Below are 22,701 nucleotides of genomic sequence, written 5' to 3' on the forward strand. Positions count from 1 at the left end.
GCCCATGAAATCGCGGCCTGTGAAATCCGGCCTGTGAAATCATGGGTGCGCGATCGACGGCTCGCGGCTATTTGCCCTTGAAGTTGGGCGCGCGCTTGTTGAGGAACGCGTCCATGCCTTCGCGGAAATCCTCGCTCATGTAGGCGCGCAGGATCAGGTCTTCGCCCTCCTCACGCGACAGCGTGCGGCGGATGCGGCGGACGGCCTCCTTGGTCACCTCGAGCGTGATCGGGGCATGGCCGGCGACGAGCTTTGCGGTCTCGTCGGCGCGGCGCTGCAGCGTCGCCACGTCGGGCACGACCTCGTTCAACAGCCCGAGCGCCAGCGCTTCCGGCGCTTCGACCAGGCGTGCCTTGAAGATCAGGTCCTTGGTCCGCGCCGGGCCGATCAGCGACACCAGCCGCGAGATATTTGACATCGAGAGGCAATTGCCGAGGGTGCGTGCGATCGGGAAGCCGATCCGCGTCGCCTCGGTGCCGATGCGGATGTCGCAGCAGGCGGCAATCCCGGCGCCGCCGCCGGTGCAGGCACCGGCGATCGCCGCGATGACGGGCACGCGGCACTGCTCGAGCGTACCGAGCACGCGATCGATCCGCGCCTCATAGTCGAGCGCATCCTGCGCGGTCTTGAAGGCCCGGAACTGGGAGATGTCGGTGCCCGACGCGAACGCCTTGTCGCCGGCGCCGGTCATGATCAGCGCCTTGATCGAATGGTCCTGATTGATGCTCTCGCAGATCGCGGCCATCTGCTCGTACATCGCAAAGGTCAGCGCATTGCGCGCCTGCGGGCGGTTGAAGGTGATGCGCGCTACTCCGTCCTCGACGGAATAGAGCAGGTCTTCGGTCGACGTCACGGGCGCATTCATGTCTCGCTCTTTCTGTTGTTGGATGACGTTCAGGCGACTGCCTTTGACATATGCACGGCCGTGCCCTGCTTCAGGACCTCCATCGCCGCCAGCACGCCGCCGCCGCGATGCGGCACCTTGGCCAGGTCGAGGCCCATCTCGACGCCGGAGAGCGTGCCCATCAGCATCAGGTCGTTGAAGTGGCCGATATGGCCGATCCGGAACACCTTGCCCTTCACCTTGTTCAGGCCGGTGCCGAGCGACATGTCGAAATTCTCCAGCACGATCTTGCGGAAGTGATCGGCGTCGTGGCCGTCGGGCACCCGCACCGCGGTCAGCGCCGGCGAATGCGCGCCCTGCTCCTGGCACTGGGTCTCCAGCCCCCAGACCTTGATCGCGGCCCGCGTCGCCTCGCTGTGGCGCTTGTGGCGCGCGAAAACGTTGTCGAGCCCCTCTTCCTCGAGCATCTTGACGGCCTCTCGCAGACCGAACAGCAGGTTGGTCGCGGGCGTGTAGGGCCAGGTCCCGGCCTTGTTGATGTTGATGACGTCCTGCCAATCCCAGTAGGAGCGCATCCCCGGATTGGCCGCGGCCGCGGCCAGCGCCTTTTCCGACACGGCGTTGAAGCCGAGGCCGGGCGGCAGCATCAATCCCTTCTGCGAGCCGGCGATCGAGACGTCGATGCCCCAGGCATCGTGCTCATATTCGAGCGAGCCGAGGCCGGAGATGGTGTCGACCATCAACAGCGCGGGGTGCTTGAGCGCATCGAGGATCTTGCGCACGTTGAGCGGATAGCTGACGCAGGCGGTCGAGGTCTCGTTGTGGACCATGCAGACGGCCTTGATCTTGTGCGCCTTGTCGGCCGACAGCCGCGCCTCGATCTGCTCGAGATCGGCACCATGCCGCCAGTCGCCCGGAATGAAATCGACGTCGAGCTTGAACTTGTCGGCAATGCCGTGCCAGAGCACCGCGAACTGCCCGGTCTCGCACATCAGCACCTTGTCGCCCGGCTGCAGCGTATTGACGATCGCGGCCTCCCAGGCGCCGGTCCCGGACGAAGGATAGATGATCACCGGCTGCTTGGTCCGGAACACGCGCTGCATTGCGGAAAGCACGGCAAAGCCGATCTCGGCGAACTCCTGACCGCGGTGGTCCATGGTCGGCATGTCCATCGCCCGCAGCACCCGGTCCGGCACGTTGGTCGGTCCCGGAATCTGCAGAAAATGCCTTCCAGTATGCACGGTCATCGGCGTCCTTCCCCGGTCTTGCTTCGGCTCTTGTCTTGACGCGTTTTCTTCACGCGAACCGGAATCCACTTCGCTCGAAAACGCTCTGGTGAGCCGCTCGCATATCACTATTTGACCGGCTTGTCCCCCGCCCGGCGGAGGTCCGTCATGCATATCCGACGGCGCTCCCGTTGGGTTGTGCAGGCGCTCATTCCGCGGCTACCACCTTGCCCGGCGCAACCAGTCCCTCCGCATCCTCGAACGGCCGCTCGGGATGCATCAGGAACGCCGAGACACCGCCGAGCAGCAAGAACCCCATCGACATCAGGAACGGCAGGTACCAGTTTCCGGTGGCGTCGATCACGAAGCCTGCGACCAGCGGCGAGACGATCGCGGCCAGCGCCGAGCCGGTGTTCATGATCCCCGCCGCAGTGCCGGAATATTTCGCCGCGATGTCCATCGGGATCGACCACATCGGGCCGATCACGAGCTCGGCGCAGAAGAAGCCGGCCGACAGGCAGAGCGCGACCACCGTGATGTCGCGAACGAACAGGATCGGCAGCAGCGACAGCAGCGCGCCGGCGAAGCCCACGATCGTGACGCTGAGCCGGGCCAGGCGGACATTGCCTGATCGTTCGAGAATACGATCGGAGATGACGCCGCCGATGCTGTCTCCGACGACGCCGGCAAAGAACACGCCGGATGCGAACAGCGCCGAGTTCTTGATGTCGAGATGGTAGTTGTTCTTGAAGAACAGCGGCAGCCAGTTGAGGTAGAGCCAGAGGCACCAGCCGTAGCAGAAATAGGTCAGCGTCACCGGCCACATCCGCTGCAGCAGCGGCCCCCACGGCACCTTCGGCCGCGCGCCTTGCGGACGCTGCGGCAGGCTCGCAAGCTCCGCCGCGGTGATGGCGCCGTGATCCTTCGGCTCGTTGCGGAAGTACCAGACCCACACGATGCCCCACACCAGGCTGGCGATGCCGAGCACGACGAAGGCGCCGCGCCATGTCAGCCACAGGATCAGCAGCGCGACCACCGGCGGCGTCGCCGCGTTGCCGAGCCGCGCGAAGGAATGCGTCAGGCCTTGCGCGAATCCGCGCCGGTTCGCCGGCGTCCAGTATTGCATGGCGCGGGTCGCGGTCGGAAAGGTCGCACCCTCGCCGAACCCAAGCGCGAAGCGCGCGACGAACAGCGCGGTGAGGCTGCCGACGAACCCGGTCATGATGGTCGCCGCGGCCCAGATCATGCCGCACCAGAACAAGGTCTTGCGCGGGCCGAAATGATCGCCGACCCAGCCGCCGATCACCTGGAACAGCAGATACGGATAGGCGAACGCCGAGAACACCAGGCCGAGCTCGGTGTTGGACAGGCTGAGCTCCTTCTGGATCTCGCTGGCCGCGGTGCCGATGTTGACCCGATCGACATAGGTGATGAAATACATCACGCAGAGCATGGCCAGCACGACATGCGTGGCCTTGAACCGAAACCTCATCCCCACCCCTCCCGGGTCCGCGATTTTTCTCGACGTTGGCGTTCGCGACGGCGTTGACAGCTAGGTCGTGCTGACGACTTTCAGATGGGACGCGTTGCTTTGGCTACGCTGCTCCAGGACCTTCATCGCGGCATCGACGCCGCCGGCGCGGTGCGGGACGCCGGCAACCGACATGCCCATCTCGACCCCGGTCAGCGCGCCGAGCAATGTCAGCTCGTTGCATTCGCCGAGATGACCGATCCGGAACACCTTGCCGGCGACCTTGGACAAGCCGGCGCCGAGCGACATGTTGAAATTGTCGAGCACGATTTTGCGGAACTGGTCGGCATCATGGCCGGGCGGCATCAACACCGCGGTCAAGACCGGCGAGAACTCGGACGGCTCCCGGCACAGCACCTCGAGCCCCCAATGATTGACGGCGGCACGGGTGGCGGCGGCGAGCCGCTGATGGCGGGCGAACACGTTGTCGAGCCCCTCTTCCAGCAGCATCGCGATCGCCTCGCGCAATCCGTAGAGCAGGTTGGTCGCCGGCGTGTATGGGAAGAAGCCCTTCGCGTTCGGCTTCAGCATCTCCTCCCAGTCGAAATAGGAGCGCGGCATTTTATTTGTGCGCGACGCGGCGCGCGCCTTGTCCGAGATGGCATTGAAGCCGAGGCCGGGCGGCAGCATGAAGCCCTTCTGGGAGCAGCTGACGCTGACATCGACCTTCCACTCGTCGTGGCGGTAATCGACCGAACCGAGCGAGGAGATGGTGTCGACCATCAGCAGCGCCGGATGCGCGGTACGGTCGATGGCGGCGCGGATCTCGGCGATCCGGCTGGTCGCGCCGGTCGAGGTCTCGTTGTGCACGACCATCACCGCCTTGATGGCGTGTTCAGTGTCGCCCTTGAGCCGCGCCTCGATCTCGGCCGGGTCGGCGCCGCGGCGCCAATCACCGGAGACGAAGTCGACCTCGATGCCGAAACGGCCGGCCATCTGCCGCCACAGGGTGGCGAAGTGACCGGTCTCGACCATCAGCACTCTGTCGCCAGGCGACAGCGTATTGACAATCGCGGCTTCCCAGGCGCCCGTTCCGGACGACGGGAAGATCACCACCGGGCCCGCGGTCTGGAAGACCCTTTGGCTGCCCTCGAGCACGGCGCGGCCGAGCGCACCGAACTCGGCGCTGCGGTGGTCGATGACCGGCATATCCATGGCGCGAAGAACGCGATCCGGCACCGGGCTCGGCCCTGGAATCTGGAGAAAATGGCGTCCTTGATGCATGAGAACCTCCTGATCGCCGGATCCCGGCCTCTTGACGGATCATTTTGCATTCATTTTTTGTCTTTTCAATCCAAATTTGGTATTCGATTGCAGGCATCGACGCGACAGCATTGGCAACTTACTGTTCCAGATATGAAATCCGCGATTCCCGAAATCGGCGTTCCGATCACGCAGCCGACCGCCGGCGGCGGCGACCGTCAGGAAGCCTCGCTGCACGGCGAAATCCTGCTGCGGCTGCGCGACCACGTGGTGGAAGGCAACATTGCCGAGGGCGCCCGCGTTCCCGAGCGCCAGCTTTGCGAAATGCTGGGCATCTCCCGAACGCCGCTGCGCGAGGCGCTCAAGGTGCTGGCCGCCGAGGGACTGATCGAATTGCTGCCCAATCGCGGTGCGCGGGTCCGCCGGCTCAGCGAACGCGACATCGAGGAGCTGTTCGACGTCATGGCAGGGCTCGAGAGCCTCGCCGGGCGACTGGCGTGCGAAGCCATCACGGACGAGGAAATCACCGCGATCGAGCGACTGCACTACGAGATGTACGGCCACTATCTGCATCGTGACATGCACGGCTATTTCGAGATCAATCAGCGCATCCACGAGAGCATCGTCGCAGCCGCGCGCAACGAGACCCTGCGTGCCGCCTACGCCAACTTCGCCGGCCGGATCCGACGCATCAGGTACTCCGCCAATTTCGCCCGCAAGCGGCAGCGCTGGGCCGAGGCAATGCGCGAGCACGAGGCGATCCTCGACGCCCTGCGCCGCCGCGCCGGCAGCGAGCTCAGCGACATCCTGTTCGCGCATCTGCGCAACAAGCGGACCGCAGCCATCGAGCATCTGGCCGAGGCGCAGGACGCAGCGTCTGAGACGATGCCCCGGGATGACGGGGATGCAGGGATTCTGTCCGCTCGTCGTCCCGGCGAAAGCCGGGACCCATAACCACAGGGTTGAGTTGTTGAAGAAGGCTGCGGCCCCAGCGTCGCGCAACAACGACCTTCGGTGGTTATGTGTCCCGGCTTTCGCCGGGACGACATTGAGTGTGTAGCGTCATCGAGGGTCATACATTCACATCCTCTCGGGATGACCAACTTGCTCGTTTTGAATTCATAATGTAACCAACAAGCAAGTATAATGCATAACCCCACGACGGCGGAGCCTCGTGGATCACATCGGATCTGGGATGAAGAACGCCTCATCGCTCGAACAGCGTCTGCGATCGAACCTCACCGGCGATGTGTTGTTCGACGCCTTCAACCGCGGCCGCTACGCGACCGACGCCTCGTTCTACCAGATCATGCCGGCGGGCGTGGTTGTCCCCCGCACCATCGACGAGGCGCTGCGTGCGCTTGCGATCGCGCGCGACGATGGCCGCATCGTCACCCCGCGCGGCGGCGGCACCTCGCAATGCGGACAGACCGTCAATGACGGCATCGTGGTCGATCTGTCCAAGCACCTGAACAAGATCGTTTCGCTCGACGTCGAGAGCCGGACCTGCGTGGTCGAGCCGGGCATCGTGCTCGACGATCTCAACCGACAACTGAAGAAGCACGGCCTGTGGTTTCCGGTCGACGTCTCGACGGCGTCACGCGCCACCATCGGCGGCATGGCCGGCAACAATTCCTGCGGCGGCCGCTCGCTGCGCTACGGCACCATGCGCGACAACACGCTGTCGATGGATGCGGCGCTTGCCGACGGCACGCTGCTGCATTTCGGCGAGGTGCCGCGCGATCTCACGGGGGTCAATTCCCCCGACGGCGGACTAAAACTGTTTCGCGACATGCTCGATCTCGGCGAGCGCGAGGCCGTCGAGATCGCGGACAAATTCCCGAAAGTGCAGCGCCGGGTCGGCGGCTACAATCTCGACGCGCTGGTGCCGCGCAATGCGCCGAACAACCTGGCGCATCTGCTGGTCGGCTCCGAGGGTACGCTCGCCTTCACGACACAGGTCGAGCTCAAGCTATGGCCGGTGATCCGCAACAAGGCGCTCGGCGTCTGCCATTTCGGCAGCTTCTACGAGGCGATGGACGCAACCCAGCATCTGGTCAAGCTGCAACCCATTGCGGTGGAATTGGTCGATCGCACCATGATCGCGCTCGGGCGCGAGATCGCGATGTTCCAGCCGATCATTTCGGCGGCGGTGCGCGGCGATCCGGATGCGATCCTGGTGGTCGAGTTCGCGGAAGAAGACCAGGCCGACAACCTCGCCCGCCTGAAGCAGCTCGGCGAACTGATGGCCGATCTCGGCTTCGGCTGGGACAAGCCGCAACGCAAATGGGGCGGCGTGGTCGAGATCGTCGAGCCGGCGCTGCAGGCCGGCATCGCCGATTTCCGCGCCGCCGGCCTCAACGTCATGATGTCGATGAAGCAGGAGGGCAAGCCGGTCTCGTTCGTCGAGGATTGCGCGGTGCCGCTGCCGCATCTCGCCGACTACACCGAGCGGCTCAACGCAATCTTCGCCAAGCACGGCACCCGCGGCACCATGTACGCCCACGCCTCGGAAGGCTGCCTGCATGTCCGCCCAGTGCTCAACCTCAAGCTCGACAAGGACGTCAAGGCAATGCGCGCCATTGCCGAGGAAGCCTTCGCGATGGTGCGCGAATACAAGGGCTCGCACTCCGGCGAGCACGGCGACGGCCTGGTGCGCTCGGAATTCCATGAGACGATGTTCGGCGCGCGCATCGTCGCCGATTTCCGCGAGGTCAAGGCGCGCTTCGACCCCGGCAACACGCTCAACCCCGGCAAGATCGTCGATCCGCCCAAGATGGACGATCGCACGCTGTTTCGCTATTCGCCGGATTATCGCATTGGTGAATTGAAGACAGTGCTCGATTGGTCGGCCTATCCTGGCGCCGGCGGCGGTTTCCAGGGCGCGGTCGAAATGTGCAACAACAACGGCGCCTGCCGCAAGCTCGAGGGCGGCGTGATGTGCCCATCCTATCGCGCCACCCGCAACGAGAAGGACGTCACCCGCGGCCGCGCCAACACGCTGCGGCTCGCGATCTCCGGCCAGCTCGGCCCGGACGCGCTGGCCTCCGACGAGATGATGGAGACGTTGAAGCTCTGCGTGTCCTGCAAGGCCTGCCGCCATGAATGCCCTGTTGGCGTCGACATGGCCAAGATGAAGATCGAGGTTTCGGCTGCGCGCGCCAAGACGCACGGACTGTCGCTGCGCGATCGGCTGGTCGGCTATCTCCCTCGCTACGTCGATCTCGCATCGCGGTTGGCTCCGCTTGCGAACTGGCGCAACCGCAGCCCGCTGTTGCGCGCGCTGCTTGAAAAATTCGCCGGCATCAGCGCCAAGCGCACGCTGCCGGCGTTCCGCAGCGACACGTTCCGGCCTGACGCCGAGGCATTCGGCCCGCATGACGGCCGCGAGGTCGTGCTGTTCGCCGACACCTTCAACCGCGGCTATGAGCGCGAGAATCTCGACGCCGCGCTCGAGGTGCTGGTTGCCGGCGGATATCGCGTGCACTTGCCAAAACCGTCGGACGGCACGCGGCCGCTGTGCTGCGGGCGGACCTTCTTCTCGGCCGGCCTGGTCGACCAGGCCCGCGCAGAACTCGACCGGCTGGTTGCGACCTACGCGCCATTCGCGGCCCGCGGCGTGCCTATTGTCGGGCTCGAGCCGAGCTGTCTTCTGACGCTGCGGGACGAGCTGCTTTCGCTGCGATCGGATGCCCGCGCAAAGACGATCAGCGCGCATGCCCTGCTGTTCGAGGAATTTTTGGTGCGCGAAGCGGAGGCTGGGCGCCTCGCTTTGCCGCTTGGCGCCGTCGCCGACAAGGCCGTTGTGCACGGTCATTGCCATCAAAAGTCCTTCGGTGCGTTCAAGCCGGTGGAGAAGGTGTTGCGCCTGGTGCCGGGCCTCGACGTCAAGACCATCGAGTCGAGCTGCTGCGGCATGGCCGGCGCGTTCGGCTATGGCGCGGATACCTACCAGGCCTCGATCGAAATGGCCGAGCTGTCGCTGCTGCCGGCCGTGCGCGCGGCGGACCAGGACACATTGATCGTGGCGGACGGAACCTCGTGCCGGCACCAGATCAGCGACGGCAGCGGGCGCACGCCGCTTCACGTCGCCCGCGTCTTGGCGATGAGCATCAAGTGTGCGACATCCGGTTCCGACAAATCATCCCCGACAAAGGAAGAGGCCCATGGCTGAGCTCACCCTCGATATCGCCCGCAAGATTCTGGACGCCGCATTGGCCAAGGGCATCGAGAAGAAATTCAAGCCGCTGGTCATCACCATCCTCGACATCAGGGGCGCCGTGAAGGCGACGGCGGCGCAGGACGGCACCAGCCTGATGCGGGCCGAGATCGCCCACGGCAAGGCCTACGGCGCGCTGGCGCTGGGCATGGGATCGCGGGCGATCTTTCAGCGCGCCCAGGAGCAAGCCTATTTCATCGACGCCGTGAACACGCTGGCGCAGGGCCGCATGGTGCCAGTTCCGGGCGGCGTCCTGATCCTCGACGGCAGCACCCTGCTCGGCGCCGTCGGGGTCAGCGGCGACACCTCTGATAATGACGAGATCTGCGCGCTCGCGGGCATCGAGGCTGCCGGGCTGAAGGCGAATCCCGGATAATCGTAACGGCCTGGTCGACGCTGCTCCCGCAACTGGCCCGAAACACTGGCCAGTTCGTAGCGTGCCGTGTCCGCGTAGCCGCCCGCCCGCTCCTCCTCATCGGTTCAGCCTCGTTCTCAGAAAGAGGATGTCGATGTCGCGTTGCGGCACGTAGTTCTTCACCACCATCTCGAAGGTGGTCGGGCCGATCTTCTTCACGCCATCGCCGCAGAACGACACCAGCGTCGTCGGCTCGCCCTTGTCGACGACCAGCCTGAAATCACCGATCGGCCCGGCCCAATGGCCTCCCGACGTGATGACATAGGACAAATACTGTTCGAATGCCTGAAAGGTCTTGGCGTTATCGGCGAGCGCTTTGTCGTAGAGCGATCGCGCGGCTTTCGTGAACGCCTCGTCCGTGCAGAATTTCTTTCGATATTCTGTCTTCTGAGCCGGATCCTGATCCGGCGAACCGAACGAAAGGCTGGAGAGACTGCCGAGGCTCGGGCTGTAGCTCTGACGAACCACGACATCCTTGCCGGCGGGAAAGACCTGCTTGCGCCAGAACTTCGACTTCAGCGTCCAGAGCGGGACCTGAACGGTGCGCTTGCCCTTTTCGTCATTGAAGTCCTGGGATTCGACAATTTCCGCATCAGCCAAGCTGCGACGCTGATCGTCGCGAAGCGCCGCCATGGCTTTCTCGGTGGCGTCAACCGTTGGGAGCAGCGGAATATGCAATGCCCTTAGCCGGGAGGTGATCTCGATTTCGCCCTTGCCATTCGGCGCGAGGAAGGCGCGCTGCTCGACCTGGGACTCGACTGGGCGCCCGTCGACTTGCGTCGTGAACTTCAGGAAATTATCGCTGGCGGGGTCGGGAATGTCCGTGTTGAGGTTTGGATTCCCTGAAATGTCCGGCATCGGAAACGCGATGATCGTCTCGAAATCCGCATTCGTCAGATTGCGAAAGCGATACGAGATGTGCACGGCCTTCGCCGAGAGGAACAGATCCTCGGAAACAAGCGCGATCTTGTCGGTCGTCGCCAGCACCAGCCCGCCTGCGCGGAGCGCGGCGGTGCTGTCGTCAGCTCGGGCAGCAAGTGGCACGGCGGCAAGCAAAACGAGGATGGAGGGCAGTAAGCGCATGAGAATCCCGCTTAAGGGTTGAGAGATGTTGGTGGAGAGCCACCTTGCGAAGGCGAAGGAGCCGGTTCGGCCGGCACCGCTCAGCCAAAGATGCCCCGAGCTCGGACGCATCAAGTTCAAGGCAGCTATGAATGACTCTTGCGATAGGCCTGTCCATCGTAAGAGTAGTCGTCAGCGGTTTCAGTCGACGCGGTCGCGGTGCCGACGGCAAGATCGTGAAAGCCGTTGCGGACGGCATCCACGATCTTGACGGAATATCCGCCCGTACTGAGCACGGTGTGCGCCTGTCCGGTATTCGTGACGGCGACGATCCAGATCGGACCGACGGCAGAACCCCATCCACACGCGTCCGCAGTGGTGACAAAATAGGTCCGCAGTGCTGCTCCGATCGAAGGCAGGATCGGCCTGCCGATCAGTTTGCACGAATCCGCATAGGCAGGATCATGCTTCACGGCCTTCGACACGTCTGACGGCACGGGCGCAAGTTCGCGGTCCTCGATCGTCAGGATGGGGCCAGACTGGCCGCCATCGGCAGCGGCAGGTGGTGAACTGCCATCGACTGTCGGCGAAGACGAGACCTTGAAATCCGCAGCGATCTCCTCGGGGAGTCTTCCAGATTCCAGCGCAAATTTTCCGTTGCGAGTTCGCCAGATCGTTTCCTGCGTCTGGCTCGTGCCAGCGGCCTTGCGGGTGTAGATGACATGAACCCGATCAGTCTCCAGCTGCTCACTCGCGATCGTTGCCTTGATTGTAACCACCTTGCCGTCGTCTTCTTCGGCACCGCCATTGTCCCATTCGGTCGGGATCGTACCCAGCGGGACGATGCCGCCCGATCTGAAGGCGTAGAGGGAGGCCGCGCCGTCGGTATAGCCTTGCGCGGTTTCGCTACCGGACACGATCATTCCGTCATCGTCGGCAAAACGCGCCTGAACGATGCGGCCCGCATTTCCCCACGCTGCATTTGCCTCGGCGAAGTCACGCCGGACGGTGACAAGCCTGAGCACGCCGCCGGATTTCCGCAAGACATAGGACGATAATCGGGCGCCCTCGCCATGCGCCGCCTTACCTGCGCTATCGCGGGCAGTGACAAGCACGTCAGCGCGGCTGAAGTGAAGGAGCGCGGCCAGCCTCTCGCATGCGGGCGCGTGACCCTGTCCCGCGGCATCAGCGGACCGGAAATGGACATCGTCGCCGAAAGCGGCAACCATCGCGCCGCGCAAGGCATCATCCTTCGCCACCGCATCCTTGACGTCGGCACAGAGTTCGACCCGGGGTCGGGAGGGCACCGCAATGGCGGGGCTTGCCAAAGCAAGCAGCAAGGCCACCGGCGGGACGACCTTGCTCATGACCGATCTTGCGGCCGCGATGCCGGCAGCGAAATACGGCCTGGCCTTCATGTTTCCGGTCCTCTCGGTTGTTGGATCTCGATATTCGAAGCCGCCGCCACATCGGCCTAGCCATGAGGCTTCGGTGCCGCACGGTTCACGGCGCCCCTCAATTCTTGAATGGATTCGACTTTCCGTCCCATTCCAGTGGGTTGCCGGTTTGCGCGGGGGGCGGTGCGCTCTTGCGGTTGTCATCAGGGGCCGCATCATCCCGAGGCCGGAAGCGGGGAGAGAAATGCGGCAGCAACAGGCGTGCCCAGGACCGCGTGATCTTGGCCGATTCATCGGGACACCGGTTGGCGCGCTCCTTCGGGAGCATGCCGCCATCGACGATGCCGCGGAAATGGTCGGGATCGCGACCGTAGACAATGCAGAGGAGGTTGAAATAGCGCTGCGCGTCGAGCGAATGCTCGTCGGCGAAAACCGCCACATTGTCGTTCTTAGCGCCGGCGCTGTTCACCTTGAACCAGGTCGCCGCGAGTTGCAGCACGCGGGCGATGTCGTTGGTGCTTTCGTCGTTGTTGACGTGCGCCAAGAGCAGAACCGCTGCCAACTGGTCGACCGAATCCTCTTCGCGCCCAACCGCGGGGAGATCGAGCATGTCGATCATCGCATGACCGGACTCGTGCAACAGGATAAAGCGAATATTGTCCCTGACGAACTCGACCGTAAGCGCGTTGGGATCGGAAGCACCCTTGGCCAGGGCGGCTCCGAGTTTCGTCAAGCTATCGATCATCTCGTAGCACAGCACGACGGACGAGATCTTCTTGGCGTAGAAGGCATTGATCGTGCCGCATTGCGCCGTGACGTAACGCAACGGCCGCGGGATCATCAGCATGCCGTCGAGGCCGTCGACTTCGGGAATGTTGCTGAACAGGTGCGTGTTGACGGCCCATTGATAGGCGTAGCGCAGCGCAGAATCGTCGGGTGGCCGATACTCATACGTAAAGCGCAGACCCTTACCATCGCTGGTCACCAGCGTGCCGTCGGTCGGTGCCGGCAAAGCGCCATCCTTGCGTTCCACGACCGCTTCGTCTTGATTTGGACTGCTATTCGCGGACTGCGCGCCCTGCGCCTGCTTGTTGGAATTGCCCTTGTCCTGCTGCGAGGTGTCCTGGTCGACCAGATCGGCAAGCTTCTGCAGCACCGGATATGTCGGCTGTCCGTCCGCAGCGTTCCTACCGAAGGGGTCGAATCCGTTGGAGATCAATACGGAGATTCTCTGCATCAGCACGTCATCCTCGGCCTTCCAGATCAAATCATAGCCACGGATATCGTCGCCCTTCTGTTCGACGCGGGTATAGAATTTGCCTCCCTGGCGCGTCCCCGACAGGATGAACGCGTTCTGTCGACGGAACTTGTAGGTGACCTGGTTCTGCCCGTTCATCTGCTTATCGAACAGCGCGTCGATCCCGTTGGAATCTGCCCCAGGGATATGGAAGGTCATCAACGAGATATGGTCATCCCCTGAATTCAGCGTCTCGCCGCCGGATTGATTGCCCGCCCGACGGGTCAGGATTGCCGCGGGATAGAACATGCGAATGCCGGTCGTCGAATCGAGCGGACGCCAGTCGACCTTCTTGCGTACGCCAAAAGCTGCACCGGCCAGACGCAGCGCATCCGCGGCCGTGACTTGTCCGGTAGCGGCGCGGCCTTGCTTGGTCTGGAATGCGGAGAGCGCATCCCGTGTGCCCTGCCCGAACGATCCGTCGGCAAAGCCGTTGTAGTAGCCGAGGATGATCAGCCCTTCCTGCATCAACCGCTTTTCCCAGATGTTCAGCACACTCTCGACCACGGGTGTCGAGGTCGCGTTCGCGGGAGCATTGGACGGCTGGGATTGTGCCAGGACCGGCGTGGCAAGGCAGATCAGACCGAGAAGGGCAGCGCTCGGGACGCTGATGCTGCATATGCTCGTCCAGAGCTGTTTCACGACGTGACGCCTTCCCATTGCAAGTGCTTCCATTGTTCGCCGATCAGGTGTTGGCACGCCGGACCTTCCAGCCGACGCGCCCCAGGTTTGTTCGTGAGTGCTTTCATCTCGCCGTGGTGAAGACGGGCGAAGGGGTGGCTGCTGCATCGACCATCATCAGCGGCTCCGTGCGGCCCGCCTGCGAACGGGCGCGGTCTCTGTCCCGATGATCGCCTCAGCGGCATCCCACGCCCTGCTCGCAACCGTCGGATCGTGAAAGGCCCGAGCATCGATCGTCGCACCGTCCAGCAGGATCATGAGGATCGAAGAAATCCGCGCCGCGGCCTGCTCGGGCAAGATATCCGCGAGAATGTCCTTCATCCACGCCGTCATCGTTTTCTTGTATTGGATCGCGACGGCTGAGATGTTCGGATAGTCCGTACCGAATTCGGCCAACGCGCGTTCGAAAAGACAGCCGGAAAATTCCGGGGTGCCGAACCAGGTCTGATGCCAGAGGAAAATGGCTTTCAGCTTGCCTCTTGGCGAAGCCACCGATTCCACGGAGTCACGAAGGCTGGACATGATGTCGTCATAGCGGCGTTCGAGGACGGCGCTGATCAGGTCGTCCTTCCCCGGGAAATGGTTATAGAGCGTCATTCGGGCGACATCGGATTCGACGATGACCCTGTCCACGCCGACGGGATGGAATCCGTGGCGGGAGAAAAGGTCGGTCGCAACCTTGATGATCTGCTCCTTTTTCAAGCTCATCGATGCTTCGGTGCCGAGTTTGCCGCGGTGGCCTCATCCACCCGAGATGCCGGAGTAGACATATTATACAGACCGTTCTATCTCTCCTGTCAACAGAACCGCGTGACGATGCCGCTGCCGGCGCGGCACCGACGCGCCAATGGCCCGGTTCCATCGGATGGAGACGAGTTTGGATAGTCGCGGAAATGCGTATGGAAGACCGAATGCTCGTGCCAACGATCGTTTCCATGCCAACAGGGCAGCTCCAAACGGTGCCGTCGCAAAAGCAGGCCCTCTCGTGGGGGCGACCCTCGCAATCATCGCCTTCGTATCGCCAGCCCGAGCGATCGACTGCCATAAGGCCTCGAGCACCATCGAGCATATGATCTGTGCCGACAAACGGCTTCAGAAGGCAGACGCCGACATGGGAGGCGTGTATGCGAGCCTCCTGAACGCCACGGGAGACACGGAAATCCGCGATGCTCTCGTCGCCAGCCAGAGGCGATGGCTGTCACGCCGCGACGAACGGCTCGGTCAAATGACCGGCCGCGAGGACGCTCCGGATGAAGACAGCCGACGCGGAATTGTGCTGCAAGCCATCCAGGATCGAACCAGGTATCTGGCCCGCCGTTCCGACGCCGATCCGAAGCTGCCGCGACTGGTCGAGATTGCGTTGGAGCAACGCAGATTCACCACACAGTTTAGCGGCGGGCCCTTCGCGGGCTTTGAGACCTCCTGCGATTTTCTGCCGGCAAACAGCAGCTACAGCTACGGATGCTTTTCCAGTCAACGCTATCAGAACGGCAACCGGGTCTGCATACTGGACCAGGATTGGGCGAGCGGCAGCGTCTCTGAGAAGCATGCCGTCGCCGAGGTCGTCGATGGCCGGCTCAAGACGATCGCGACCTGCTCGATCGGAGGTGGCGACGAAAATCCCTGCCCCGACGCTGAGGACCCGTCCGCCTCGCGCGGCGGCTGGAACAGCCATCCCTCACCTGTCGCGGATGCGCCACCCGCTCGTCCCCTTCCCCGGCTGGACGCCGACGTGAGCATCGACACCGACGCGCCATGGCTGCGCGCCTGCCTGACGAGCAGCCGATATCCGCCGTCCGGCATGTTGCGCTGACCCCGAAGCAACGGCCGCCTCGCCTGAGGGACGCCTGCGCGACTTCGGAATAATGGAATAATGCCACCGATTTGCCCGACATGTCAAGTTGTCGGGTCGAACGCCCCCGGCACCTTTGCATGGGGTTGTTTTCGACATTTTGGCGGTGCGCCCCTCCCCGCACGCGGGGCGAGGCGGCGCACAGTCCGCCGTTCATCGCCCCGTCCATGACGGCTTGCGCTTCTCGCCAAAGGCCTTGAGGCCCTCCTTGGCGTCCTCGGTCATCGCGAGCAGCGCGATCTGGCTTTCGGTGTAGGCGATGCTCTCGTCGAACGACATCGAGGCGATCGCCCGCATGGCATATTTGCCGCGACGGATCGCCGTCGGCGACTTGTCGACGATGCGGCCGATCAGCCAATCGATCTTGGCATCGAGTTCGGCGGCGGGAACGACGTAGTTCAGGAGACCGGCGGCCTTGGCCGCGCTCGCATCGAACGGCTCGCCGGTCAGCGCCCATTCGTTGACCAGGCGCGGCGGGGCGATCGATTGCAGCAGGCTCATCACCTGCATCGGGAATACGCCGACCTTGACCTCGGGCAGGCCGAAGATCACATGATCGGCGGCGACCGCCACGTCGGTCATGCACAGCAATCCCATGCCGCCGGCCATGCAGACCCCGCCGACCCGCGCGATCGCGGGCTTGGTCGCATTCTGCGACAGCCGCAACAGGTCGGCGTAATCGACATTGGGACGCGAATGATCCGTCGCGAACGCCGCGCCGCTGTTCTGCAAATCGGCGCCGGCACAGAACGCCTTGTCGCCCGCGCCCGTCAGCACGATGACGCGCACGTCGCCGTCGTCATGGGCGTCGCGGTAGCCCTTGGAAATGCCCGCGATCACGCTGGCATTGAGCGCGTTGCGCTTGTCCGGCCGGTTGATGGTGATCCAGAACGTCTGACCGCGCTTTTCGAGAATGACGCTGCTGTCGCTCATGTTTGCCGCCTGTGCGCTGTTGCCGGCCGACATTTGCGGCAGGATCGGCGCCGACTGCAAGCGGGAATTAGAGCGCCTTCCTGATCCAGACCTTGTTGTCGTGGAACGCGGCGCCGCCGACGGGAGCGACGGCTTCGGCGCCGGTCAGCATGTTGATGCCGCGGCCGCCGATGTGCGACTTGTTCGGGTGGATCGACTCGGCGATCAGCACGCCGCGCCGCACGCCGTCGAACAGTTTTGCAGTCAGCGTGGTCTCGCCGCGGGTGTTGCCGAGCGTCACTGCATCGCCGTCCGCGATCGACAGCGGCGCGGCATCCGCGGGGTGGATCATCACCGTCGGCGCGCCCTCGCGGGCCTGCGACGACGGCGTCTCGTTGAAACTGGTGTTGAGGAAGCTGCGCGACGGCGACGTCGCGAGCCGGAACGGGTGCTGCGCGTCCGCTTCCTCGATGATGGTCCAATGATCGGGCAGCGAGGGCATCTTGTCCCATGCGCCCATCAGGCCACCGGCACCAACCGGAACCTTGCCCCAATCGACTTTGAAGTGGAATTTCTTGTCCGCATGGGCGAAGCCGTCGAGATAGTGCGAGGTGCGGAAATCAGGCTGCAGGTCGCGCCAAATATCGGCCTCCAGCGCCGCGATATCGCCATGCCCGCTCTTCTTCAGCGTCGCGTCGATCAGCTCGCGCGCGGTCATGTCGAAGCCGGGATGGGTGGCGTTCAGCCTGCGGCCGAGCCCCTGCATCACCTCGTGATTGGAGCGGCATTCGCCGGGCGGGTCGATCAGCTTCGGGCCGACCGAGATGTGCTGATGGCCGCCGCCATAATAGAGATCGTCGTGCTCCATGAACATCGTCGCCGGCAGCACGATGTCGGCCATCTGCGCGGTCTCGGTCATGAACTGCTCATGCACCGCGACGAACAGATCCTCGCGCGCGAAGCCTTGCCGCACCAGCGCCTGTTCCGGCGCGACCGTCATCGGATTGGTATTCTGGATCAGCATCGCCTTGACCGGGCCGCCGCCCTTCAGCGCTTCCGCATCGCCGGTCAGGATGCGGCCGATCTTCGACTGATCGAGCACCCGCGTGGCGGGATCGATCGCGTCGTGGCCTTCGATGATGGATTCGTCGAAGCGCCAGATGCCGGCATTGTTGAAGAAGGCGCCGCCGCCCTCGTACTGCCAGGCACCGGTGACGGCGGGAATGCACAGTGCGGCGTGCATCTGCGCCGCGCCGTTGCGGCTGCGCGTAAACCCGTAGCCGAGGCGGAAGAACGTGCGCTCGGTCTGCCCGACCAGGCGCGCGAACGCCTCGATCTCTTCCACCGGCACGCCTGATATCGCCGAGGCCCATTCCGGGGTGCGGGTCTTGAGATGCGCTTCCAGCTCGTCGGGGCAATCGGTGTAGCGCGCGAGATAGTTACGGTCGGCAAGGCCCTCACGGAACAGCACGTGCATCACCGCGCAGGCGAAGGCGCCGTCGGTGCCGGGCCGCAGCAGGATCTTGATGTCGGCCTGCTTCATCGTCTCGTTGTTATAGACGTCGACCGCCGCGATCCTGGCACCGCGTTCCTTGCGGGCGCGCGAGGCGTGCGTCATCACGTTGACCTGGGTATTCACCGGATTGGTGCCCCAGATCACGACGAGGTCGGAGACGCCCATCTCGCGGGGATCGACGCCCATGATCTTGCCGGTCCCGGCCGTAAAGCCGATGCGGGCAATGGTCGAGCAGATCGTGCCATAGAAGCGCGAGTACTTCTTGACGTGCGAGAGACGGTTGAGGCCGTCGCGCATCACGAGTCCCATGGTGCCGGCATAGTAGTACGGCCAGACCGACTCGGCGCCGAACGCGCGCTCGGCATCATCGAAGCGCCCGGCGATTTCGTCGAGTGCCTCGTCCCAGGAGATCCGTGCGAACTGACCTGAGCCTTTCGGGCCGGTCCGGCGCAGCGGATGCATCAGCCGCTCGGCATGATGAATCCGCTCGGCGTAGCGCGCGACCTTGGCGCAGACCACGCCGGCCGTGTAGGTCTGCTGCTTGGAGCCCCTCACACGGCCGATCGAGCGCCCATCGACAACCTCGACGTCGAGCGCGCATGCCGAAGGGCAGTCGTGCGGACAGGTGGAATGGCGGATGTCGACCTTGGCGTGCTGGTTCATGCCAAAGTGGTAACATCAAACGGTCCGCGAGCCGAGAGGCATTATCCGCGCAGTTTGTGCGAAAACCGGGCATAAGCCATGCGTCAGGCGCCCAATCAGGTCGCTATCGGCGTGGGATCACCCGATCAAACGTGGAAAATCTTCGTGTAGCGCGACTTGATCGATTCTCCTTCCCGTTCCACCGCCGCCGCGTCGTCTTTCATCGTCTTGATGTCCTTCAGCGGCCTGCGTCCGGCTTTCTCCTGGGTCTGCGCGTGCACGGAACGCAGGCCGCCGAAATCGATGTTGAGTTGCTGCCCCTCGCGCCCGAGCGCAAACGATTGAAACAACCGCGCGGCATTCGGATGCGGGCAGTCCTTGAAGATGCCATTCGGGCCGACGATGATCGGTGATCCCTCGGTGGCGTAGACCGGCTCGACCGGGCGGCCGGATTCCTTCATCTGGAAGATGTTGTATTCGTTGCCGTCAGCCATCACCGCGCGTTCGCCGAGATCGAGCTTCTTGGGCGGATCGGTCGAGGACTGGACCTGCATGATGTTCTGCTTGGCGAGCTTCTCGAAATAACCCCAGCCGAGATCGCGCTGCATCTGATAGGTCGCGGTCATGATGGTGCCGCTGTAGCCAGGATGCGCCTTGACGATCTTGCCTTTCCATTTGGGATCGAGCAGATCGGCAAAACTCTTCGGCGCGTCCTCGGCCTTCACCAGATTGGTGTTGTAGGCGATGATCGAAAGCCAGACGCGGAAACTTGCGAACTGGCCGTCCGCATCGCGGTGCTCGTCCGGATAGAATTTGGCGACGTCCTCGGGAACGTAAGGCGCCAGAATGCCGTCCCGCTTCCAGACGATGAAATGCGCCGCATCGGAGGAATTGACGACATCGACGGCGTGAATGTTGCTGGAGTATTCCTGGCCGACCCGCTGGAACACGCGCTCGGCGCCGGTGCGCTCGACGCGGACGGCAATGCCGGGATATTTGGCCTCGAACGCCCTCGCCAGCTTCTCGGCGACCGGCAAATCGGTCGAGGTGTAGTAGATGACCTGCCCTTCTTTCTTCGCCGCCTCGATCAAAGTCGGCGTGACCGGTTCGGCGGCAGGCGCGGCGGCCACCACGCGCGTTGAGAACGCGGCGCCGGCCAGCACCATGCCCGAACCCTTCAGCACGTCGCGGCGCGACAGCCCGGAATGTTTCCTCATCAGATTCCCCGCACGTGATGGCGAAGTTGGGTACACCGATCTCCCGCACTTATTCCAGCGCGAGCGACGGAGTCTGTCGTCGACAGCGGCTTCAGGTTGCCGCTAGACTTCCGATCAAGAAACAAGACTTAAGTTGGGGGAGCCGATCAATGGCGGAATTACGGTACGCAGTGATGCTCGCGGCTCTGCTGACCGTGGCAATCCCGGCTTCGCACGCCCGCGCTGAAGACTACCCTGCCCGCCCGGTCAGGATCATCGTTCCCTTTGGCCCCGGCGGGCCCGCCGACGTCGTGGCGCGGCAGATCGGCAGCATCCTGCAGGAAAATCTCGGCCAGCCCTTCGTGGTCGAGAACCGTACCGGCGCCGGCGGCGTGATCGGTACGCTCGAGGTCGCGAAGGCGCCGGCCGACGGCTACACGCTGCTGATGATGTCGAACACCCAGACCGCGAATGAATCGCTGGTGCCGCAGCGCAAATACGAACTGATGCGCGACCTCGCGCCGATCGCGCCGCTGAATTCGTCCGATCTCGTGATCGTGGTCCACCCTGACGTGCCGGCGAAGACCTTGCCGGAGTTCATCGCGCTGGCAAAATCCCAGCCCGGCAAGCTCAACTATGCCTCGTCGGGTCAGGGTACGCCGTATCACATGGCGGGCGAGCTATTCAAATCCATGGCCGGAATCGATGTCGTGCATGTGCCCTACCGCAACAGCGGCGAGGCCCGCAGCGGCGTCATCGGTGGCCAAGTCCAGATGATGATCGACGCGGTTCCGGCGATGGCGCCGAACATTGCCGAAAATCAGGTCCGCGCCCTTGCCACCACGGGCAAAACGCGTTCGGCCGTGCTGCCTGCCGTTCCGACCGTCGTCGAGGCCGGCGTTCCCGGTTACGAGGCGACGATCTGGCTCGGCCTGATGGCGCCGGCAGGGACCCCGCAGCCGATCATCGACAAGCTGAACAAGGCTGTGAACATCGCGATCAAGCGGCCGGACGTCGCCCAGCTCTGGGCCACGCAGGGCGCGGTACCGATGGCGATGACGCCGGAAGAGTTCGGTAAATTCTTGCGCAGCGACATCGTGAAATGGGCCGACGTCGTCAAACGGTTCGACAAGACCCAGTAGGCTCGCTGCGTCAACCTTGGAACGGATCAGATGACGACTTTGAATATCCTGAGCGGCGGCGCGGCGCAGGGCCTGGTGGGCAGCCTCGGAGCTGCGTTCAAGGCCGCGACCGGTCGCACCATTGCCGGCGAGTTCGGCGCGGTCGGCGTCATGGCGGACAGACTGCGGTCCGGCCTGCCGATCGATATGGTGATCCTGACCGCCGCCCTGATCGCGAAGCTTGCCGATGAGGCGCTGGTGCTGCGAAATTCGATCACCGACATCGGCCGCGTTGAAACTGCGCTCGCGGTCCGCGCAGGGGATCCGCTAGCGGAGGCTCGGGATGCAGACGGGCTGCGTGCCGTGCTGCGGGCAGCGGATGCGATTTTCGTGCCCGACACCCAGGCGTCCACCGCCGGCATTCACGTCGCCAAGGTTCTCGCGCAGCTCGGCATTGCGAGCGATGTCGCCGACCGGCTGAAGATCTTTCCAAACGGCGCGACGGCCATGCGACAGCTTGCTGAATCCGATGCCCGGCGCCCGATCGGCTGCACGCAATCGACCGAGATTATCAGCACCGAGGGCGTCACGCTGTCCGGCGTGCTGCCGCCGGGGTATGGGCTCGCGACCATGTACACTGCCGCCATCGCGACGCACGCAGCGGCCGCAGAGCAGGCGCAATGCCTGATCGCACTGCTGACCTCGCCGGAAGCGGCGGAGCTCCGCGGCCGTGCAGGTTTTGTTTCCAAACCGATGCAGTGATGGCTGCGATTAGCGTGACAGCTGGGTCAGCCCCGTCGGAGGTCCATCGACCGCGGTCCAGCCGCCATCGACAAACAGCGTGCTGCCGCTGACATAACTTGCGGCATCCGATGCAAGGTAGGCGACGGCGGTGGCGACCTCGTCGGCGCTGCTCCAGCGATTGAACACGGTGTGCCCGGCATAGAGGTTGTAGATGTCCGGCCGCTGCTTGAATGGACCGGTCAGCGCGGTCTCGGCAATGCTCGGCGCGATCGCGTTGACCCGGACGCCGGAACGCCCGACCTCGGAGGCAAAGCCCTTCACCAGAAGCCCGATCGCCGCCTTGGTCGATCCATAAACCGCAAGCCCCGGCTCGATGGTCACCGCGCGCACCGACGAGCAGGCGATGAGGCTGCCGCCCTGCTGCTCGACCATGATGCGGCCGAAAGCCTGGAAGAACCAGACCGTGCCCTTGATGTTGAGGTTGATGACGCGATCGAGATCCTCGTCGGTGTAGTCGAGAATGGTCTTGCGGATATTCAACCCGGGCGTCGTGACGGCGATGTCGATGCGCTGAAATTCCGCGCGCGCTTTTGCGGCCAGCACTTCGACGTCGGCGTGGTCAGCAGCATCGCAACTGAGCGCGGTTGCCGATCCGCCCTGCTGCCGGATCGCTTGGGCGGTTGCGTCGGCGCCCTCCGGCGTGCGGTCGGCGCACAGCACGCGAGCGCCGAGCGATGCCAGTGCCTCGGCCGAGGATTTGCCGATGCCGGACGCAGCGCCCAGCACGACGGCGGTCTTGCCGGTGAGATCGAACAGCTTGCGATAGTCGGTCACCTGAAACTC

At 63.9% G+C, this 22,701-nt stretch carries 18 protein-coding genes; 6 read left to right on the top strand and 12 right to left on the bottom strand.

Going from position 1 to position 22,701, the window contains the following annotated elements; translation table 11 throughout:
* Positions 1 to 67: 67 nt before the first annotated feature.
* From IC762_RS25175 to IC762_RS25190, 4 genes are all read right to left on the bottom strand, one after another.
* Positions 68 to 865 carry an enoyl-CoA hydratase/isomerase family protein gene (locus IC762_RS25175; protein ID WP_195784899.1) on the bottom strand — a complete coding sequence of 266 codons (798 nt, stop codon included), beginning with the start codon at positions 863 to 865 and terminating at the stop codon, positions 68 to 70.
* A gap of 29 nt (positions 866 to 894) precedes the next feature.
* Positions 895 to 2,091 carry a pyridoxal-phosphate-dependent aminotransferase family protein gene (locus tag IC762_RS25180; RefSeq protein WP_195784900.1) on the bottom strand — a complete coding sequence of 399 codons (1,197 nt, stop codon included), beginning with the start codon at positions 2,089 to 2,091 and terminating at the stop codon, positions 895 to 897.
* Positions 2,092 to 2,278: 187 nt separating this feature from the next.
* The gene (locus tag IC762_RS25185; RefSeq protein ID WP_195784901.1) at positions 2,279 to 3,562 is read right to left on the bottom strand and encodes an MFS transporter; all 1,284 of its coding nucleotides are present in this window, start codon (positions 3,560 to 3,562) and stop codon (positions 2,279 to 2,281) included.
* A 60-nt stretch (positions 3,563 to 3,622) separates the two neighbouring features.
* Positions 3,623 to 4,825 carry a pyridoxal-phosphate-dependent aminotransferase family protein gene (locus IC762_RS25190; RefSeq protein WP_195784902.1) on the bottom strand — a complete coding sequence of 401 codons (1,203 nt, stop codon included), beginning with the start codon at positions 4,823 to 4,825 and terminating at the stop codon, positions 3,623 to 3,625.
* A 132-nt stretch (positions 4,826 to 4,957) separates the two neighbouring features.
* On the opposite strand from IC762_RS25190, the gene IC762_RS25195 reads away from it, so the two are divergent.
* The 3 genes from IC762_RS25195 (at position 4,958) to IC762_RS25205 (ending at position 9,399) form a co-directional block, all read left to right on the top strand.
* A complete protein-coding gene (locus IC762_RS25195; protein WP_246801689.1) occupies positions 4,958 to 5,758 on the top strand; it encodes a GntR family transcriptional regulator in 801 nt (266 codons plus the stop codon).
* A gap of 241 nt (positions 5,759 to 5,999) precedes the next feature.
* Positions 6,000 to 8,978 carry an FAD-binding and (Fe-S)-binding domain-containing protein gene (locus IC762_RS25200; protein WP_195784903.1) on the top strand — a complete coding sequence of 993 codons (2,979 nt, stop codon included), beginning with the start codon at positions 6,000 to 6,002 and terminating at the stop codon, positions 8,976 to 8,978.
* Positions 8,971 to 9,399, top strand: a complete 429-nt coding sequence (locus IC762_RS25205; RefSeq protein ID WP_195784904.1) for a GlcG/HbpS family heme-binding protein — start codon at positions 8,971 to 8,973, stop codon at positions 9,397 to 9,399. The genes IC762_RS25200 and IC762_RS25205 overlap by 8 nt, the downstream gene beginning before the upstream one ends.
* A 96-nt stretch (positions 9,400 to 9,495) precedes the next feature.
* On the opposite strand, the gene IC762_RS25210 is transcribed toward IC762_RS25205, so the two are convergent.
* From IC762_RS25210 to IC762_RS25225, 4 genes are all read right to left on the bottom strand, one after another.
* Positions 9,496 to 10,521, bottom strand: coding sequence for a DUF4424 domain-containing protein (locus tag IC762_RS25210; protein WP_195784905.1), 1,026 nt, complete (start codon positions 10,519 to 10,521; stop codon positions 9,496 to 9,498).
* A 125-nt stretch (positions 10,522 to 10,646) separates the two neighbouring features.
* Positions 10,647 to 11,867 carry a hypothetical protein gene (locus tag IC762_RS25215; RefSeq protein WP_195784906.1) on the bottom strand — a complete coding sequence of 407 codons (1,221 nt, stop codon included), beginning with the start codon at positions 11,865 to 11,867 and terminating at the stop codon, positions 10,647 to 10,649.
* A gap of 148 nt (positions 11,868 to 12,015) precedes the next feature.
* Positions 12,016 to 13,836 (bottom strand): DUF4344 domain-containing metallopeptidase, encoded by a 1,821-nt coding sequence (locus tag IC762_RS25220; RefSeq protein ID WP_246801224.1) that lies wholly within the window; start codon positions 13,834 to 13,836, stop codon positions 12,016 to 12,018.
* A gap of 156 nt (positions 13,837 to 13,992) precedes the next feature.
* On the bottom strand, positions 13,993 to 14,583 hold the full coding sequence (locus IC762_RS25225; RefSeq protein WP_195784907.1) for a TetR/AcrR family transcriptional regulator: 591 nt from the start codon (positions 14,581 to 14,583) through the stop codon (positions 13,993 to 13,995).
* 277 nt (positions 14,584 to 14,860) lie between these two features.
* Here IC762_RS25225 and IC762_RS25230 point away from each other — a divergent pair, with 277 nt between their 5' ends.
* The gene (locus IC762_RS25230) at positions 14,861 to 15,688 is read left to right on the top strand and encodes a lysozyme inhibitor LprI family protein (RefSeq protein ID WP_195784908.1); all 828 of its coding nucleotides are present in this window, start codon (positions 14,861 to 14,863) and stop codon (positions 15,686 to 15,688) included.
* A gap of 192 nt (positions 15,689 to 15,880) precedes the next feature.
* Here IC762_RS25230 and IC762_RS25235 read toward each other — a convergent pair whose 3' ends face one another.
* The 3 genes from IC762_RS25235 to IC762_RS25245 form a co-directional block, all read right to left on the bottom strand.
* Positions 15,881 to 16,660: an enoyl-CoA hydratase/isomerase family protein gene (locus IC762_RS25235; protein ID WP_195784909.1), complete on the bottom strand. Its 780-nt coding sequence runs from the start codon at positions 16,658 to 16,660 to the stop codon at positions 15,881 to 15,883.
* Positions 16,661 to 16,727: 67 nt separating this feature from the next.
* Positions 16,728 to 18,818: a molybdopterin oxidoreductase family protein gene (locus tag IC762_RS25240; protein WP_195784910.1), complete on the bottom strand. Its 2,091-nt coding sequence runs from the start codon at positions 18,816 to 18,818 to the stop codon at positions 16,728 to 16,730.
* Between the two features lie 125 nt (positions 18,819 to 18,943).
* Positions 18,944 to 20,014, bottom strand: coding sequence for an ABC transporter substrate-binding protein (locus tag IC762_RS25245; protein WP_246801225.1), 1,071 nt, complete (start codon positions 20,012 to 20,014; stop codon positions 18,944 to 18,946).
* Between the two features lie 173 nt (positions 20,015 to 20,187).
* Here IC762_RS25245 and IC762_RS25250 point away from each other — a divergent pair, with 173 nt between their 5' ends.
* Entirely contained in the window at positions 20,188 to 21,135 is a 948-nt protein-coding gene (locus tag IC762_RS25250; RefSeq protein ID WP_433995923.1) for a Bug family tripartite tricarboxylate transporter substrate binding protein, read from the top strand.
* Positions 21,136 to 21,165: 30 nt separating this feature from the next.
* A complete protein-coding gene (locus tag IC762_RS25255; protein WP_195784912.1) occupies positions 21,166 to 21,876 on the top strand; it encodes a molybdate ABC transporter substrate-binding protein in 711 nt (236 codons plus the stop codon).
* Between the two features lie 9 nt (positions 21,877 to 21,885).
* Here the strand turns inward: IC762_RS25255 and IC762_RS25260 are convergent, their stop codons facing one another.
* Entirely contained in the window at positions 21,886 to 22,692 is an 807-nt protein-coding gene (locus tag IC762_RS25260; RefSeq protein WP_195784913.1) for an SDR family NAD(P)-dependent oxidoreductase, read from the bottom strand.
* Positions 22,693 to 22,701: the final 9 nt, after the last annotated feature.

The organism is Bradyrhizobium genosp. L (assembly GCF_015624485.1).
Taxonomy (GTDB): Bacteria; Pseudomonadota; Alphaproteobacteria; order Rhizobiales; family Xanthobacteraceae; genus Bradyrhizobium.